The 14,252-nt window shown below is 59.4% G+C and carries 14 protein-coding genes; 3 read left to right on the forward strand and 11 right to left on the reverse strand.

What is annotated here, in order from left to right:
* Window positions 1-31: 31 nt before the first annotated feature.
* Window positions 32-940: a LysR family transcriptional regulator gene (locus ACSSVH_RS06025; protein ID WP_492634222.1), complete on the forward strand. Its 909-nt coding sequence runs from the start codon at window positions 32-34 to the stop codon at window positions 938-940.
* Here ACSSVH_RS06025 and ACSSVH_RS06030 read toward each other — a convergent pair.
* The 9 genes from ACSSVH_RS06030 to ACSSVH_RS06070 form a co-directional block, all read right to left on the reverse strand.
* Complete coding sequence (locus tag ACSSVH_RS06030) at window positions 937-1,422, reverse strand: DoxX family protein (RefSeq protein WP_492634223.1); 486 nt, start codon at window positions 1,420-1,422, stop codon at window positions 937-939. The two genes, ACSSVH_RS06025 and ACSSVH_RS06030, sit on opposite strands and share 4 nt — an antisense overlap.
* Entirely contained in the window at window positions 1,419-2,186 is a 768-nt protein-coding gene (locus tag ACSSVH_RS06035) for an HvfC/BufC family peptide modification chaperone (protein ID WP_492634224.1), read from the reverse strand. The genes ACSSVH_RS06030 and ACSSVH_RS06035 overlap by 4 nt, the downstream gene beginning before the upstream one ends.
* The gene (gene bufB / locus ACSSVH_RS06040) at window positions 2,183-3,064 is read right to left on the reverse strand and encodes an MNIO family bufferin maturase (protein ID WP_492634225.1); all 882 of its coding nucleotides are present in this window, start codon (window positions 3,062-3,064) and stop codon (window positions 2,183-2,185) included. The genes ACSSVH_RS06035 and bufB overlap by 4 nt, the downstream gene beginning before the upstream one ends.
* Window positions 3,065-3,090: 26 nt before the next feature.
* The gene (locus tag ACSSVH_RS06045) at window positions 3,091-3,399 is read right to left on the reverse strand and encodes a BufA1 family periplasmic bufferin-type metallophore (protein ID WP_170042904.1); all 309 of its coding nucleotides are present in this window, start codon (window positions 3,397-3,399) and stop codon (window positions 3,091-3,093) included.
* A 256-nt stretch (window positions 3,400-3,655) separates the two neighbouring features.
* On the reverse strand, window positions 3,656-4,357 hold the full coding sequence (locus ACSSVH_RS06050) for an ABC transporter ATP-binding protein (RefSeq protein ID WP_029297115.1): 702 nt from the start codon (window positions 4,355-4,357) through the stop codon (window positions 3,656-3,658).
* Window positions 4,358-5,125, reverse strand: coding sequence for a high-affinity branched-chain amino acid ABC transporter ATP-binding protein LivG (gene livG / locus ACSSVH_RS06055; RefSeq protein WP_169955501.1), 768 nt, complete (start codon window positions 5,123-5,125; stop codon window positions 4,358-4,360).
* Window positions 5,122-6,375 (reverse strand): high-affinity branched-chain amino acid ABC transporter permease LivM, encoded by a 1,254-nt coding sequence (locus tag ACSSVH_RS06060; RefSeq protein WP_029297111.1) that lies wholly within the window; start codon window positions 6,373-6,375, stop codon window positions 5,122-5,124. The genes livG and ACSSVH_RS06060 overlap by 4 nt, the downstream gene beginning before the upstream one ends.
* Window positions 6,372-7,295, reverse strand: coding sequence for a high-affinity branched-chain amino acid ABC transporter permease LivH (gene livH / locus ACSSVH_RS06065; protein WP_169955502.1), 924 nt, complete (start codon window positions 7,293-7,295; stop codon window positions 6,372-6,374). The genes ACSSVH_RS06060 and livH overlap by 4 nt, the downstream gene beginning before the upstream one ends.
* A gap of 228 nt (window positions 7,296-7,523) precedes the next feature.
* Complete coding sequence (locus ACSSVH_RS06070) at window positions 7,524-8,651, reverse strand: branched-chain amino acid ABC transporter substrate-binding protein (RefSeq protein ID WP_492634226.1); 1,128 nt, start codon at window positions 8,649-8,651, stop codon at window positions 7,524-7,526.
* 183 nt (window positions 8,652-8,834) lie between these two features.
* Here ACSSVH_RS06070 and ACSSVH_RS06075 point away from each other — a divergent pair, with 183 nt between their 5' ends.
* The gene (locus tag ACSSVH_RS06075; RefSeq protein ID WP_169955504.1) at window positions 8,835-8,996 is read left to right on the forward strand and encodes a hypothetical protein; all 162 of its coding nucleotides are present in this window, start codon (window positions 8,835-8,837) and stop codon (window positions 8,994-8,996) included.
* Window positions 8,993-9,298, forward strand: a complete 306-nt coding sequence (locus tag ACSSVH_RS06080; protein ID WP_170042903.1) for a DUF2288 domain-containing protein — start codon at window positions 8,993-8,995, stop codon at window positions 9,296-9,298. Before ACSSVH_RS06075 ends, ACSSVH_RS06080 begins: the two co-directional genes overlap by 4 nt.
* 304 nt (window positions 9,299-9,602) lie before the next feature.
* On the opposite strand, the gene ACSSVH_RS06085 is transcribed toward ACSSVH_RS06080, so the two are convergent.
* Both ACSSVH_RS06085 and ACSSVH_RS06090 read right to left on the reverse strand, forming a co-directional pair.
* On the reverse strand, window positions 9,603-11,783 hold the full coding sequence (locus ACSSVH_RS06085) for a hypothetical protein (protein ID WP_169955506.1): 2,181 nt from the start codon (window positions 11,781-11,783) through the stop codon (window positions 9,603-9,605).
* A gap of 209 nt (window positions 11,784-11,992) precedes the next feature.
* Window positions 11,993-14,218, reverse strand: coding sequence for a putative bifunctional diguanylate cyclase/phosphodiesterase (locus tag ACSSVH_RS06090; RefSeq protein ID WP_170058353.1), 2,226 nt, complete (start codon window positions 14,216-14,218; stop codon window positions 11,993-11,995).
* Window positions 14,219-14,252: the final 34 nt, after the last annotated feature.

Consider the following 14,252-nt stretch of genomic DNA (forward strand, 5'->3'; position numbering starts at 1 on the left):
GCAACCTTTGGTTTTCAAATGGAAACAATCCATGAGCGAGATGGATGATCTGGCGGCGTTTGCGGTATTGATCGAGGCCGGCAGTTTTACCCTGGCCGCCCAGCAACTGGGGTGCAGCAAGGGGCAGTTGTCCAAACGCATCAGCCAGTTGGAGGCGCAATACTCGGTGGTGTTGCTGCACCGCACCACCCGCCGCCTCAGCCTGACGGCGGCGGGTGCGGCATTGTTGCCCCAGGCCCAGGGGCTGGTGGTCCAGGTCGAGCGTGCCCAACAGGCATTGGCGCGGCTCAAGGATGATTTGGCCGGGCCCGTGCGTATGACGGTTCCGGTCTCCTTGGGCGAAACGTTTTTTGACGGCCTGCTGTTGGATTTTTCCAGGCAGTATCCACAAGTCCAGATCGAGTTGGACCTCAACAATAGCTATCGCGACCTGGCCAGGGATGGGTTTGATCTGGCAGTGCGCTCAGAGGTTGCCAATGATGAGCGCCTGGTCGCCAAGCCTCTACTGGCCTGGCATGAGATGACCTGCGCCAGCCCGGCGTACCTGGAGCAAAATGGTGAACCGCTGGTGCCGGCTGACCTGGTTGGCCACCGTTGCTTGCTCAACAGCCACTACAGCGGTCGCGAGGAGTGGCTGTATCACCAGCAACACGAATTGTTGCGAGTGCGGGTGGATGGCACCTTTGCCTCCAACCACTACAACCTGCTGAAAAAAGCCGCGCTGGTTGGCGCGGGTGTCGCGCGGCTGCCGTCCTACCTGTTGCAGATGGAATTGGCTGACGGCCGACTACGCTGGATCCTGCGCGATTATCAGACCCGCAGTATGCCGATGTACCTAGTCCACCCCTATCAGGGCGGGCTGCCACGCCGTACCCAAGTGCTGGCCGATTACCTGGTGGGCTGGTTCAAGCGCAACGGCGAGGCGTTGGACCGGCTTTAACGCCAGCGCCGTGCGATCCAGTGATCAATGGACACGCGTCCTGGACCCTTGGCTATCAGCACCAGTAGCAACGCGATCCAGGTGCCGTGGGTCGGGTAGGCATCCGGGTAGACAAACAGCTGGATCACCAGGGTCATGCCCAGTAACGCCAGGGCTGAAAGGCGCGTGGCAAGCCCCAGCAGAATCAGGACCGGAAAAAAGTGCTCGGCGAACGTGGCCATGTACGCGGCTGCTTCAGCTGGCACAAACGGTATCCGATATTCACTTTGAAACAACGGCACAGTGGAGCTTGCCAGGTGTGGCATACCCAGTTCGAAGGTGCCATCGACCAGGTCGATGGCCAAGCCCTCGACCTTGGTCTGGCCGGACTTCCAGAACACCGCCGCAATGGAAAAACGTGCGACAAGGGCGATCAGGCTGTAGGGGATTTTTTCAAAGGCCTGAATGACGCGGGACATCAGGCTCGGGGCGGCAGTGTTCATGGTTGTACCTTGATATGGGTGATGGCGCGGTGGCTGATCAGCAGTCCCAGGCATTGGTGCAGGTCAAATTCAGTGGCTGCGTCGAGGGCGTACGCCATCGCCATTTCCAGGGGCCATTGGTTGTTCAGGCTGTTGATAAACGCCACGCAGCCGCTGTCGATGCAAAACACCTCGACCTCCAGGCCATTGCGCAGGATCAGCGCGCATTGCCCGTGCCACGGGTCGAGTCTGGCGACGGTGTCGCTGGTTTGATGCGCGGCCCATAACGCCACCACGGCGTAGCTCGATTGCAGGGTGGTAACGGATGGATGCAATTGCAGGCGCACGTTGCCCAGGCTAGGCAACTGTTGCAGCTGGTTTATGACGGCCTGCGAGTCGGCGACGGGTGCGTCGGCGGCGTGATAGGCGTTGATCCGCAAGCGCTCCAGCCGCGCGACGTCAGCCAGGTACGGGACACTGGCGGCAGGGGCGAAGCCCTGGATAAAGTCGGCCAAGTCACTGCCGTACTCGTTGAGCCGCGGGCTGGTGGGCGGATACGCCTGGACATACATCCCGGCCATGGCCCGGAAAAATCGATCGCCCACCAGTTGCAGGGTCACGGGATAACTGTCGGCCAGGGCGTTGATCAACGAGCTGTGGACGTTGTTGCGATACACCGCAAAACGACTGGCAGGATCGGCGCCATTGCTGCTGAACAAACCATCCGGGCATGGTTGGTACGGCGCCAGCAGCGCCTGGGCAAACTGGCTTTGCAGGTTGTTCATGGGTGCACCGCCGCAGTCAGTAGATGCTGGTCGGCTTGCCGGGCTTCGGCGTGCAACACACTGAAGGCTGGCACATCGTTGTCGCGCTCAATCAGCGTCGCAACCGGTCCGATGCGTTGTAAGGCTTGCTGATACAACTGCCACACCGCGTTGTCGATGGGGGCGCCATGCTCGTCAATCAGCAGGCGATCACCCAAGCTGTCGGCGTCTTCGGCAAAGCCGGCCAGATGAATCTCACCCACGGTGTGCAAAGGCAAAGCATCGAGGTAGGCCAACGGATCCTGCTGATGATTGACGCAGGACACATACACATTGTTTACGTCCAGCAGCAAGCCGCAGCCGGTGCGCCGGATGACTTCGCTGATGAAGTCTGTTTCGTCCAGGGTGGAGCACTGGAACTGCAGGTAGGTCGACGGGTTCTCCAGCAACATGCGCCGCTTGAGCACGGTTTGTACCTGGTCAATGTGCGCACACACGCGTTTAAGGGCGGCGTCGTCATAGGCCAGGGGCAGCAAGTCGTTGAGATACACCGGGCCGTGGCTTGACCAGGCCAGGTGCTCGGAAAAGGATTGGGGTTGATAGCGCGCCACCAATGCTGCCAGGCGTGCAAGGTGCTCCTGGCTCAGCGGGCCTTCGCCTCCAATGGACAGGCCGACGCCGTGCAGCGACAGCGGGTACTGCTCGCGGATCAATCCCAGGTAATGATGAAAAGGCCCACCGGCCACCATGTAGTTTTCGGCGTGGACTTCAAAAAAACCAATGTCGGGCCGGGTGGCGAGCACTTCCTGGAAATGCTCGCTCTTGAGCCCCAGCCCGGCCCGCCGGGGCAGACCGGGTGCCTGAGCCCGGGAGATGTCAGGCAAGGATGAAAGAATCATCGTCGATACTCAGGCGTGGGAATGGTTCAGGACTTGGCTTTGAAGGCTTCCAGTTGACCAAAACCGGTCGACGAGGTTTTGCTTTCCATCTTCACGCAGGTGCCCTCGGGAACCAGCTTCCAGGCGTTGGCCTGGTAGTCGGTTTTGGAGGTGCCCGCACAGGTGGTGCCGGCGCCTGCAGCGCAATCGTTCTTGCCTTTGAGGGCGACGCCGAAGCATTTTTCCATTTTCGCCTCGTCGGCATGGGCGACAGTGGTCAGAGCGCTCAGGCTCAAGGCAGAACCCAGGGCCAGGGCGAGGGCGGCGACGGGCAGCGAGCGGGTGGTAGCGGTCATGGTGTTTCTCCAGCAGTGAGGTGGTAAGGAAGCGTTTGTGCTTGCTTACCCCACTAGAGAAAGGGGGGAGGGGATCGTTACAGGTGGATCGAAGAAAACTTTAAAACAGCGCGAAATCTACGATTCACACAAAGCAAATGTGGGAGCGGGCTTGCTCGCGATAGAGGCGTGTCAGCCAATACATCCAGCACTGACACACCGCCATCGCGGGCAAGCCCGCTCCCACATGTTGGTCCGGTTCATCCAGCAACCGTTTTTAGCCGCCCAGGTACGCCTCGCGCACTTTCGGATCGGTCAGCAGTTGTTCGCCGCTGCCCTGCATCACCACCCGGCCGTTTTCCAGCACATAGGCGCGGTCGGCAATTTTCAACGCCTGGTTGGCGTTCTGCTCCACCAAGAACACCGTCACACCGTCCTTGCGCAGCTGCTCGATGATATCGAAGATCTGCTGGATGATGATCGGCGCCAGGCCCAGGGAAGGCTCGTCCAGCAACAGCAGCTTGGGCTTGCTCATCAGCGCACGACCGATGGCAAGCATTTGCTGTTCGCCACCGGACATGGTGCCGCCGCGCTGGCTGAAGCGCTCCTTGAGCCGAGGGAACAGGTGCAGCACCTTGTCCATCTGCTCCTGGTAGTCGCCCTTATCGGTGAAGAACCCGCCCATGGCCAGGTTCTCTTCCACGGTCAGGCGGGCAAACACCCGACGGCCTTCCGGGACCACGGCAATGCTCTTGCGCATGATCGCCGCCGAGTGCTGGCCCACCAGTTCCTCACCCATGTAGCGGATGCTGCCGCTGTGAGCCTGGGGCGAACCGCACAGGGTCATCAGCAGGGTGGACTTGCCGGCACCGTTGGCGCCGATCAGGGTGACGATTTCGCCCTGGCGCACTTCCACGTTGACGTCGTGCAGGGCCTGGATCTTGCCGTAGAAAGTGGAAACGTTTTCGAATTGCAGCATTTACGCTTCCCCCAAATAGGCTTTGATCACTTGCGGGTTGTCGCGGATCTGCTCCGGCGTCCCGTTGGCCAACGGCGTGCCCTGGTTGATCACGACGATATGGTCGGAAATGCTCATGACCAGTTTCATGTCGTGTTCGATCAGCAGCACGGTGGCGTTGTTTTCTTCACGCAGCACACCGATCAACGCCTTGAGGTCTTCGGTTTCCTTGGGGTTGAGGCCCGCAGCCGGTTCGTCGAGCATCAGGATCCGCGGGCGGGTCATCATGCAGCGGGCGATTTCCAGGCGACGTTGCTGACCATAGGCCAGGGTGCCGGCCGGGCGGTTGGCAAACTCGGTCAAGTTGACCTTGTCCAGCCAGTACGCGGCGTATTCCATGGCCTCGCGCTCGCTCTTGCGAAACGCCGGGGTCTTGAACAGGCCCGCGAAGAAATTGGTGTTCAGGTGCCGGTGCTGGGCGATCAGCAGGTTTTCCACGGCGGTCATGTCCTTGAACAACCGCACGTTCTGGAAGGTCCGCACCACGCCCTTGCGGGCAATCTGGTGACCGGCCAGGCCCTGGATCGGCTGGCCGTCCAGCAGGATGCTGCCACCGGCCGGCTTGTAGAAACCGGTCAGGCAGTTGAACACCGTAGTCTTGCCGGCGCCGTTGGGGCCGATCAACGCGACCACTTGTTTCTCTTTGACGGTCAGGGCGACGCCATTGACCGCCAGCAAGCCGCCGAAGCGCATGCTCAGGTTTTCGACTTTCAGGATCTCGCGGCTCATTTGCGCAGCTCCATATGTGGACGTTGCATGGGCAGCAGGCCTTGAGGGCGCCAGATCATCATCAGCACCATCATGGCGCCGAACATCAACATGCGGTACTCGCTGAATTCACGCATCAGTTCCGGCAGCAGGATCATCACGATGGCCGCGAGGATCACGCCCAACTGCGAGCCCATGCCACCCAATACCACGATGGCGAGGATGATTGCCGACTCGATGAAGGTGAACGACTCCGGTGTCACCAGGCCTTGGCGAGCGGCAAAGAAGCTGCCGGCGAAACCGGCGAACGCGGCACCCAGGGTGAAGGCGGAGAGCTTGATGATGGTCGGGTTCAGGCCCAGCGCACGGCAGGCGATTTCGTCTTCACGCAGCGCTTCCCAGGCACGCCCGATCGGCATGCGCAGCAGGCGGTTGATCACGAACAGCGCGGCCAGGGCCAGCAACAGGGCGACCAGGTACAGGAACACCACTTTGCTCACCGGGTTGTAGGCAATCCCGAAGTACTCGTGGAAGGTCTGCATGCCCTCGGCAGCGGAGCGATCAAACGACAAGCCGAAGAACGTTGGCTTGGGAATGCTGCTGATGCCGTTGGGGCCGCCGGTGATATCAGTGAGGTTACGCAGGAACAGACGGATGATCTCACCAAAACCCAGGGTCACGATGGCCAGGTAGTCACCGCGCAAGCGCAACACCGGGAAGCCCAGCAGGAAGCCGAACGTCGCCGCTGCCATGCCGGCCAGAGGCAGGCAGATCCAGAAGCTCCAGCCCAGGTAGTGCGAGAGCAGCGCGTAGGTGTAGGCACCCACCGCGTAGAAACCCACATAACCCAGGTCGAGCAGGCCGGCCAGGCCCACCACGATGTTCAGGCCCAGGCCCAGCAGCACGTAGATCAGGATCAGGGTGGCGATATCCACCGCACCACGGGAGCCGAAGAATGGCCAGATCAACGCGGCCACGATCAGGCCGATGATGATGTAGCGCTGGGTGCGCGGCAGGGTCAGGAACTGGCTGACCTTGGGCGAGACCAGCGGGCCACGATTGGACTTGAGCAGTGCCCCGACCTGCTGGGTGAACAGCACCCGCAGGAACATCAGCACCGAGCACAGGGCAATGATGGTCAGCGTCACCGGCCCGGTGCCGTGTACTTCAAGGTTGATCCCGACAATGCTCAACTTGAGCCCGAGTACCGGAAAGGCCACGGCCCATACCAGCAAGGCGCTGAAAAACGCCGATTTAAGATATCTGCTCATACTTTCTCAACCTCCGGACGGCCCAGGATGCCGGTCGGCCGGAATAACAGCACCAGAACCAATAGACCGAAGGCCACCACGTCCTTGTACTGGTCGCCGAAGATATCGGCACCAAACGCTTCGGCCACACCCAGCACCAGCCCGCCGAGCATCGCGCCCGGAATACTGCCGATGCCGCCGAGGACCGCCGCAGTGAAGGCTTTGAGCCCCACCAGGAAGCCGGCGTTGGGGTTGATCACGCCATACTGCATGCTCAGCAACACGGCAGCGACGGCGGCCAGTGCGGCGCCGATGACGAAGGTCAGGGCAATGATGTTGTTGGTGTTGATGCCCAGCAGGTTGGCCATCTTGATGTCTTCGGCACAGGCCCGGCAGGCGCGCCCCAGACGGGAGCGGGAGATGAACAGGGTCAGGCCCAGCATGGCCACCAGGGTGACGACGAAGACCAGGATCTGCATGTAGGAAATCAGCACTTCTTGTGCGCCACCTGGACCGAAGGAAAAGCTCCCCGGGATCAGGTTGGGAATGGACTTGTCCTTGGAGTCCTGGGACAGCAATACGGTGTTCTGCAGGAAAATCGACATGCCGATGGCGGAAATCAACGGGATCAGGCGGTTGCTGCCACGCAGGGGGCGGTATGCAACGCGTTCGATACTGTAGCCGTAGGCACTGGTTACGACGATTGACGCAAGGAACGCGGCAGTCATCAACAGCGGCAGGGAGTGGATACCCATCATGGCCAGCCCGGCAATGGCGATGAACGCCACGTAGGAGCCAATCATGTACACCTCGCCGTGGGCGAAGTTGATCATTCCAATGATGCCGTAAACCATTGTGTAGCCAATGGCTATCAAGGCATAGGTGCTGCCAATGGTCAGGCCATTAACCAGCTGTTGGAAAAAATGATAGATCTCAGGCATTACAGCGCTCCTAAAAACCCGATACGCTTTTCACTGGTGGAGTCATCTTCCAGCCTGGTGCTGTGTTCTGTGAGCACATTTGCACAAAGCATTTGCCAGCGAACCGCTGGTGACGGTTTTAAGATTTTCAGGTGAGCCAGCGCCCGGATCGCGGGTGCGTGGCCCATAAACCTCGTAAAACAAAACCCACTGCTTGCACAGTGGGCTTGTTGTCCAGTAACGCCTGGCTTACTGAGGGGATACTTCGGTTTTTGGTTGGCCGAAGTGCCATTCGTAGACCACGAACTTGAAGTCTTTCAGGTCGCCGTTCTTATCGAAGCTCAGGTCGCCGGTCGGGGTCTTGAAGGTACCCGCGTGGATGGCCTCGGCTACTTTGGTGGTGTCTTCGCTTTTTGCAGCAGCGATGCCGCCAGCGATGATTTCAACCGCCGAGTAGGCCGGGAACACGAACGGACCGCTTGGGTCTTTGCCGTCAGCCTTGAGTGCGTCGACGATGGCCTTGTTCGCAGGGTCGGCGTCGAAGGATTTCGGCAGGGTGACCAGCAGGCCTTCGGAGGCTTTCTGGGCGATTTGCGAGATGGAGTCGTTGCCCACGCCTTCCGGGCCCATGAACTTGGCTTTCACGCCTTTTTCCTGGGCCTGGCGCAGGATCAGGCCCAGTTCCGGGTGGTAGCCGCCGTAGTAGACGAAGTCGACGTTGGCTTGCTTGAGCTTCTGGATAATCGAGGAGAAGTCCTTGTCGCCGGCGTTCAGGCCTTCGAACATGGCAACCTTGATGCCTTTGCCTTCGAGGGTCTGCTTGACCGCAGTGGCGATGCCTTCACCGTATTGTTGCTTGTCGTGCAGGACTGCGACGGCCTTCGGCTTGACGTGGTCGGCGATGTAGTTGCCGGCCGCAGGGCCCTGGGCGCTGTCCAGGCCGATGGTACGGAAGATCAGCTTGTAGCCACGGTTGGTGATTTCCGGGCTGGTGGCCGCCGGGGTGATCATGATCACGCCTTCGTCTTCGTAGATGTCGGTTGCAGGTTGAGTGGAGCTGGAGCAGAGGTGGCCGACCACGAACTTGACGCCGTCGTTGACCACTTTGTTGGCTACGGCAACGGCTTGTTTAGGGTCGCAAGCGTCGTCGTATTCCTTGGCTTCGAGCATTTTGCCATCGACACCGCCCTTGGCGTTGATGTCCTTGATGGCTTGCTTGGCACCCATGAATTGCATATCGCCGTATTGGGTCACAGGGCCGGTTTTAGGGCCGGCAATACCGATCTTGATGGTGTCAGCTGCGAACGAATGGCCGGCAACCCCAGCCAGGACCATAGCGGCAAACAGTTTGGAAATCTGCTTAGTAGCCTTATTCATAGTGCTCCACTCTTACTGTTGTATTTTTTATAGTTCTAGCGGCCTTGTGGGCTACAGAACCGGATCAGATATCTCGGATATCCCCCCGGCAGCGGCCTGGCAACTGTACCGGTACAGTGTAGAGCGCCGGTTGATCGCTTGAAAAGCTAGCTGCTGGGGGCAAACCCCGGGTATGTCGCTTAAATGAAAGAAAAAGACAGAATTGCGGCGGGTGAATGCCAGAGTCTCGGGCAATCCTTGGCGTTCCTGACACTTTCAATCGGTGCCTCAATTGCAACTGGGTTTTTCTGGGGAAGTCTCGACGGTATGATTGCGCCGATTTTTTCCTCAGGTGAGTTCCCATGACGCAAGAACCTAGCACCCTCTATGCCAAGCTGCTCGGCGAAACCGCGGAAATTTCCTGGAAGGAGCTTGAACCGTTCTTCGCCAAGGGTGCCCTATTGTGGGTCGACGCCGGTCTGGATTTGATCGAAGCGGCCGAGGGGATGGCCGAGGACAGTCGGGACAAAGTGGCTGCCTGGCTGGCCTCGGGGAGCCTTGGCGAAGTGTCTGCGACGCGGGCATTGGACCTGGTGGAGCGTAATCCGAGCCTGTGGGCGGTGGTGGTTTCGCCGTGGATTCTGATCCAGGAAAGGGCATCCAACTAAACGCAGGCACCGAAATGGTGCGAGTTTCGCGCCTTTAAAAGTGTGTAGCGGAGTAACCGCTTTGCCCATGATGGCAACTGGCCGTGAAGAAAGGTCACAAGGGAGGGTGACGTAAACGTCATGGGAACAGTTTTGCGGGCCGCGAATGGCCGGGGGAATTGTTTCTTGGTGTGGCAAGGTTATGGATATTGTCGCCTGGCAGACCGCTTTCGCGAGCAAGCCCGCTCCCACAGTCGACCGCATTCCAAGGGTAGACCTCGGTCAACTGTGGGAGCGGGCTTGCTCGCGAAGGCCGCGCCGCGGTCTAGGCGGTCTTGCCCGTATGGTTATTCAAGGAAATAACCTTGGTCTTGCCAATCCGGTGACGATAAATCTCACGCAGGTACTTGATCGCCTTCTTCACGCAATCGCGCGACAGACGTATGTCGTTGATCGAGACAAACTTCTCCTTGTCGTTGATCAGCTCGCGGTACTTCTTCTCATACATCGGCTTGATTGCGTACCAGTTGGTATCGAGGATTTTCGCCGGGTTCTCGAATTCGTTGAGCAACTCGTCGATACGGTCCTCGTCGAAGTCTTCGTGGATGATGAAATCCAGGATCGAATTGTCCAGCGTCTCGTCGAAACGGTACGGGTTGCGGGCAAAGCAGCGTTTGATAAAGGCCACGATCAACGTCAGGAAATCATCTGACAGGCACGGGCTCTTGGCGATCAGGGTGGTCAGTGACAGGTTGGCCGAAGCGCCGATCACCAGGGCGTAGCGCTTGAGCGTGGTGTTGGGGAACAGGCTGTTGAGGTGGGTCTTGAGCCGGTTCAGGTCCATATAGGACAGCTTGTAGTCCTTGGGCAGGGAGACGATAGACACCACCGACGAGCAGTTCTTGAAGAAGTGCAGGTCATGCAGGGCCGCCGCGTCATAGCCGGAATTCTTGTATTGCTCCAGGGACGCCTTGTAGCGCTTGGATTCGATCGGCAACAGGCTGATGCCTTCAATGGCCTGGGTGACCTTATTGAAGTGAGGCAGGTCGATGGAGCGGAAGAACAAGTCATCGATGTTCAGGCGCTGGGGTTCTTTTTCAAACACCTTGAACTTGTCGTTGCTCGGCGCCGGGGTTTCCGGCACGACCGACTCGGCATAGGCAATTGCCACCGGCCCGGCCAGGCTCATGAACAGGTCGTTGGCGTCCAGGCGAATGGTTTCACCGATATCGATGCCGGCACGGCGGAAATAGTTCTGGTCGTAGTCGGTCGTCACCGCCTGGGCCGTCAGAATGTTGAAGATCTGCTGTGAGATGTACTGGTTGGCGTGTTTTTCCATGGCATTGACGTCAATGTTCTGGATGTTGCCGTCGTCGCTTTCTTCGGCGTAACGCATGATGTCGTTGGAGATCAGCATCATCGCGTTCCACGGGCGGATACGGCCTTTGACGCTGGCCTCGCTGCTGTCTTCATTGTCGAAGTTGTACGAGAAGTCCCATTCCTCCGACAGGTACTTGCACAGCAGCCGACCGGCGTTGATATGCAGCGCCTCGGACATTTCGCTGCGGTGATCGGAGATGTTCGGCAGCACACAGATGCCGCTGGTGAAGATCGGCTCGAACACGAAGGCATGGCCGCTCTTGCTGTCGTGCTCGTCGGCGGGCTTGGTGTCGAAGGTCTTGTTCATGTACGAGTGTTGCTGGGCCAGGCCAAACTCCGAGGCCATGCCCGAGCCGGTGCCACCGCCGGCGCTGAAAATCGAGAAATACAGGCGCGACTGGTTGGCCTTGATCCCGCAGGAGTCGATCAGGTACGAGTGGATCATCTTCCAGTCGGGGCTGGAAAACCGCTGGGTATCCTTATTGAGGATGATCTTGGCCAGGTACTGGCCCAGGATCGGGGCGTTACCGGCGCCGCCGGCATGCACTTCCGACAGGTCCATGATCTTCATCTTGCTGTAGTCGCGCAAAAAGCCGCTTTTCTCGCCCTTGCGCGAGAAGCGGATGCGCCCGGCAATGTCCTTATCCAGGTCGCCGAGCATCACCAATGGTTCTACCAGGAACACCGGCTTGCTGGCCTTGCTGGCGCCCAGGCGCAGGTTGTTGCGGATCCATTGGGCTGGGCTGTAGCCCTTTTCAACGTAGGATTTGTCTTCGGTGCTGAACTCGTTCAGGTAGAACTTGCGGGCGTTGTACACCAACTCCGCCACATCCAGGGCGATGTTGGAACCGCAGCGCCCCAGGCCGATCAGGCAGACCGAGGGAAACTCCTGCTCGCTGCGCAACTCGCTGTCACCCTCAAGGTGCGGCGGGCGCGGGAAGACCATGTCGCGCAGGCCGTCGAGGTTGTCGAGGATGCGGTCGGTGTTGGTCTCGGTGAAGTACAGGTATTGCTGGGTGCCCAGCGCACGTTGACTGTGCAATGACTTTGAGCCTGAGGGTTTTTCCGCAGGAGCTGTGAGCAACACGTCGGATACCGCAGTAACAGGGTTATTTTTAGAAGTCATTGTGCGCCATGTGCCTGGACGGATGGCTGGAAAGCATTAAAGAGCCATCACCGAGTGAGAGTTCGCGACTTTTACAGTGCGTTTTAGGTCTCGGCGATCAGTCTTAACCCTATTGTTTCTAGGGAAAAGCGACGCCGGACTCTCATGAATCGGCCGTTCGTCGGCGTTCTTTAATCAAAATGATGGCGATATGCCAAGGCTGCTGCGCTTCAGCGGATGGGACGTACAACCGAAGAGGCGTCCTTGCCGCCTGCCAGGCTTAGCGGTGTGAGCGGGTTGTGCTGGTCAAGCGCGGTAATCACAGCGCTGACTTCACTGGCCGGCACCGCCGCGCTGAGCAGGTAGCCCTGCACGTAATCGCAGCCATGCTTGACCAGCAGCTCCAGTTGCTGCGGGGTTTCCACGCCTTCGGTGATCACCTGCAAATGCAGGGTGTGGGCCATGCCGATGATCGCCTGGACAATTTCCATATCGGTGGTGGACTTGGGGATGTCCTGGATAAAGGAGCGATCGATCTTCAGTGTATTGAGGGGCAGGCGCTTGAGGTAGGAGAGCGAGGAATAGCCGGTGCCGAAGTCATCGATGGACAGCGCGACACCCAGCGCGCGGATTTGCCGCAGCAGGACCAGGGTGCTGCTGATGTTGCCCATCAAGGCATTTTCCGTGACTTCCAGCTCCAGGCGGCTGGCGGCGATGCCACTGCTGCGCAAGGCGTATTCGATCTCATCGGCCAACTCGTCACGGGCCAGGTTCAGGGCCGAACAGTTGACGGCCATGGTCAGGTCCGGGTGGCCCTGGTCCGTCAGCCAGCCCAGGTCGGCACAGGCCTGGCGCAGTACCCAGTTGTCCAGCTCGGCGATCAGGCCGTTGTTTTCGGCAATGCCGATAAACCGGTCTGGCGCCAGCAAGCCATGCAGGGGATGTTGCCAGCGCACCAGGGCTTCGAGCCGGGTGACCTTGCCTTTGCGCAGGTCCAGGATGGGTTGGTAGTGCAGGACCAGTTCTTTTTGGCTGCGTAACGCGTTTCGCAGCTCCTCTTCCAACTGCAGTTCAAGAGAGGCCCGGGTTTTGAGGTTGGAACTGAAGAAGTTGAGGCTGTTGCGCCCGCCATCCTTGGACTGGTACAGCGCCAGGTCGGCAGTTTTCAGCAGTTCCTCGCTGGTGGTCCCGTCCTCGGGAAATACACTGATGCCGATGCTGGTGGTCATCACCATGCGTCGACCGGCCAGTTCGATGGGCTCTTTCATTTTTTGCATGATGCGCTGGGCCATGTGCCGCGCTTCATCGCGATGATGGATGTTGATCAGGATGCAGAACTCATCGCCGCCGAACCGCGCCACCACATCATTGTGGCTGCGCACCGAACTCTTGATATGGCCAGCCAGCACCGTCAGCAGTTCGTCGCCGGCGTCGTGGCCCAGGCTGTCGTTGATCCGCTTAAAGTGGTCGATGTCGAGGAAGATCACCGCCAGCATGCCTCCGGCCTGGGTTTTCTGCGCGAGTTTTTCAGCGAAGATCTGGTTGAAGCCCCGGCGATTGAGCAGGCTGGTCAAGGCGTCGTAATGGGCCACTTGCTGCAGGGACGCCCGCGCCTGGTCCAGCTCGCTCAGCAAGGCATTGACTCGCCGCAGGTCGCGCTCCTTGTGCTGCAGTTTCTTGTCGGCGAGGGCCGCGCTGATGCTGCTGCCGATCACCAGCAACGTAATGACAGCCACCGACAGCCCCAGCTGCGTGGGGTTGTTATCGATCGGCAACGACGGCGCGGCCCCGGTGGGCACCAGCAATTGCATGGCGGCCATGCCGGTGAAGTGCATGCTGATAATGCCGGCGCCCAGCACCAGGCTGGCACCGTACTTGAGCAATTGGTGGAACATCCCGCTGCCATTGCGCAGGTAGCGGGACAGCAGCAAGGCCGCAAGGCTAGCGCCAATGGCGATTGCTATCGACAACCCGAACAGCCCGCTGGAGAAATACACCTGGGCCTCGGAGCGCATGGCGGACATGCCCACGTAATGCATCAGGGCGATGCCCAGGCCCATCCAGATGGACGCCACCAGGTACTGATGAAAGCGCAGTTGTGCATGACTGAGGGTTTGCATGGCGAACATCGCCGCGATCATGGCGATCAGCAACGAAGCAAAGGTCATGAACAGTTCGTAATGGATGGCGATGGGCGCCTGGAACGCCAGCATGCTGATGAAGTGCGTCGACCAGATCCCGCCAGCCAGGCAACCGGCGCCGATCCAGCGCCAGCGGCGTTTTGCCGTCAGGTTGTCGACGTGGCCGACCCGTTCGGCCATGTCCAGGGTGCCGAAGCCCGCTGCGCAGGCAACCAGGTACGCCAGTAGCACCAGGAAGGGGTTATGGGTGCAATCGATTAATAAATGCCCGCTCTCGGGAAGGGGGGTAAAAAAATGCAGACCCAGCCATTCCATAGCATGTCCCGTTACAGAGTCATCTCGTGTCACT

The sequence above is a fragment of the Pseudomonas sp. HC1(2025) genome (assembly GCF_058742075.1).